This is a genomic window from Sulfurimonas sp. (genome assembly GCF_032250635.1).
Classification (GTDB): Bacteria; Campylobacterota; Campylobacteria; order Campylobacterales; family Sulfurimonadaceae; genus Sulfurimonas.
In genome coordinates this window covers 1-2,081 of record NZ_JAVVFL010000257.1, presented here as the reverse complement: position 1 = coordinate 2,081, position 2,081 = coordinate 1, and the positions used below count along the sequence as shown (strand labels likewise).

At 40.7% G+C, this 2,081-nt stretch carries 2 protein-coding genes; both read right to left on the bottom strand.

Annotated elements, in window-relative coordinates; translation table 11 throughout:
* Positions 1 to 680: glutamate synthase-related protein (locus tag RQ763_RS11490; RefSeq protein ID WP_314153126.1), on the bottom strand; the 680-nt coding region annotated here is incomplete at its 3' end.
* A complete protein-coding gene (hisS, locus tag RQ763_RS11485; RefSeq protein WP_314153124.1) occupies positions 680 to 1,891 on the bottom strand; it encodes a histidine--tRNA ligase in 1,212 nt (403 codons plus the stop codon). The genes RQ763_RS11490 and hisS, both read right to left, overlap by 1 nt.
* Positions 1,892 to 2,081 lie beyond the last annotated feature (190 nt).

Genomic DNA, 2,081 nt, shown 5'->3' with positions numbered 1-2,081 from the left:
GTTCTGTATGCTTTTAGGGCAAGAGCACGGTTAAAGAGCTTTTCGACTACTTTAAAAACCATCTCTGAGAGCGCAGTGCTTTTTACAATCTCCAGATATCCGCAGTTTTTTAAATCTGGTTTATGAGTAAATAGATGGTTTGATGTAAGAGAGCCTTCTCCCGTGTTAATGGTAAGTCCTGTTGCGGCTCCTGCAATTGAAAACGCACGGGTAGCTTCAGGGCTAATCGCTCCATCACTCATGGCAGAGCGGATGATAGGGGAATGAGATATAAACGGATTTTCCCTATCTTTTCCAAAAATCACGCTTACGTCATCGCTTACTTCATCTTCATTTAAAACGCTTGAAGAGTGTTTTATGATAAATCTAGAGGCTTCAAACGGTTGAGAGACCGAAAAAGATTTGTAGTTGGGAACATCTTTTGCGGCTTTATATACCCACTCTATCTTGTCACGCGAAGCATAAAACGACTCATCTGCAAAGTATTGGCGCAACGGTTCTCTCAATGCCTCAAACACATAGCGCATTCTCCCTATGATAGGGTAGTTTATAAGCAGCGCATGCTCTCTTTGTACATATTTGTCATAGATAAAGAGATTTACTAACAAGAAAAGGACAATGAGCATAAAAAACTCAAAAAAGTCTATGAAAAAACTCCAAAAAGAGTGAATAAATTCCATTAAAATTCCGCTATCGGCATGGTGTCTTCGGTTTTGTCTTCTAGATTTTTTATCCAGATAGTTTTGTTTTTTATCTCCTCAGAACCTATAACGGCACAATATTTCGCATTTAGTTTATCTGCCGCTTTTAGATGGTTTTTAAGGTTTTTAGATTTGTAGTCCACGAGAACAGTGTGGGTTTTTCTCTTTTTGTGGGCAATTTTAACTACGCTCTGCAATGCTTCATCATCCATTGCACCGATATAGTAGCCATCTTTCTTAGGCTCAGGCATCTTTATAAGTTCCATAAGCCTCTCAATCCCCATTGCAAAACCCACAGCAGGAGTAGGGCGACCATCCAAAAACTCTACAAGTTTGTCGTATCTTCCGCCTCCGGCAATCGCGCTTTGGCTTCCTATCTCATCGCTTACAAACTCAAATGCGGTCTTTGAGTAGTAGTCAAGTCCTCTTACGAGGTTCGAATCTACCTCATACGCAATCGAGTTATCGTCCAAGATGCTCTGTAGCGCAGAAAAATCGCTGCTGCATGACGCACAGAGATTTTGGGTAATTTTTGGAGCCTCCACGTAAAGCTCCTGACATGAGCCGTTTTTACAATCGAGCACTCTTATGGGGTTTGTTTCTACTCTTCTTTGGCAGTCGATGCAAATGCCGTCTTGACACTTTCTGACATAATCTACGAGAGACTCTTTGTAGCTAGGCATACACTCGCTGCAACCAAGAGAGTTTAGCTGTAGTCTGTATCCAATGCCGAGTTTGTTCAAAATATCGCTGACCATCATGATCATAGCGGCATCTTCATAAACGCTATCAACTCCAAAGCTCTCCACGCCGAACTGATGGAACTGTCTTAGTCTTCCTTTTTGCGGTCTCTCATAGCGAAACATTGCTCCATGGTAGAAAAAACGGTGAATCCCGCCTGCGCGGTCAAGTTTTTTTTGTATAAATGCGCGCACAACTCCCGCAGTTCCCTCTGGACGGAGGCAGACATCATTCTCGCCTTTATCGATAAACTGGTACATCTCTTTGCCGACAATATCGCTTGATTCGCCGACAGATCGTTTAAAAAGAGCAGTCTCTTCCAGAAGCGGAGTCTCAATGAAATGAAATCCATACTTTTTTGCAATTTCTGAGGCTGTCTCTATAAAGTATGTAAATCTCTCATAATCTTCGCTTAAAATATCGTTCATTCCCCTGAGTGAAGCAATCATCTCTGTCCTTGTTATTTGTCATAAAGTGTAGTTATTTTTTTAAATGAAAGGATACCATTTTTATCTTATATTTAGTTATAATCCATCTTATTAATCTGACATTACGCACTTTTATTAAAAGTGCGTTAAACACCTTATAATTCTCGAAAAACAAAGTTTTTCGTAGCTTTAGGGGGTTGTAGGGACCTTG

What these genes read in the sequence shown, in the direction of transcription:
- hisS (WP_314153124.1), bottom strand. Translation starts at nt 1,891, where the DNA reads ATGATTGCTTCACTCAGGGGAATGAACGATATTTTAAGCGAAGATTAT.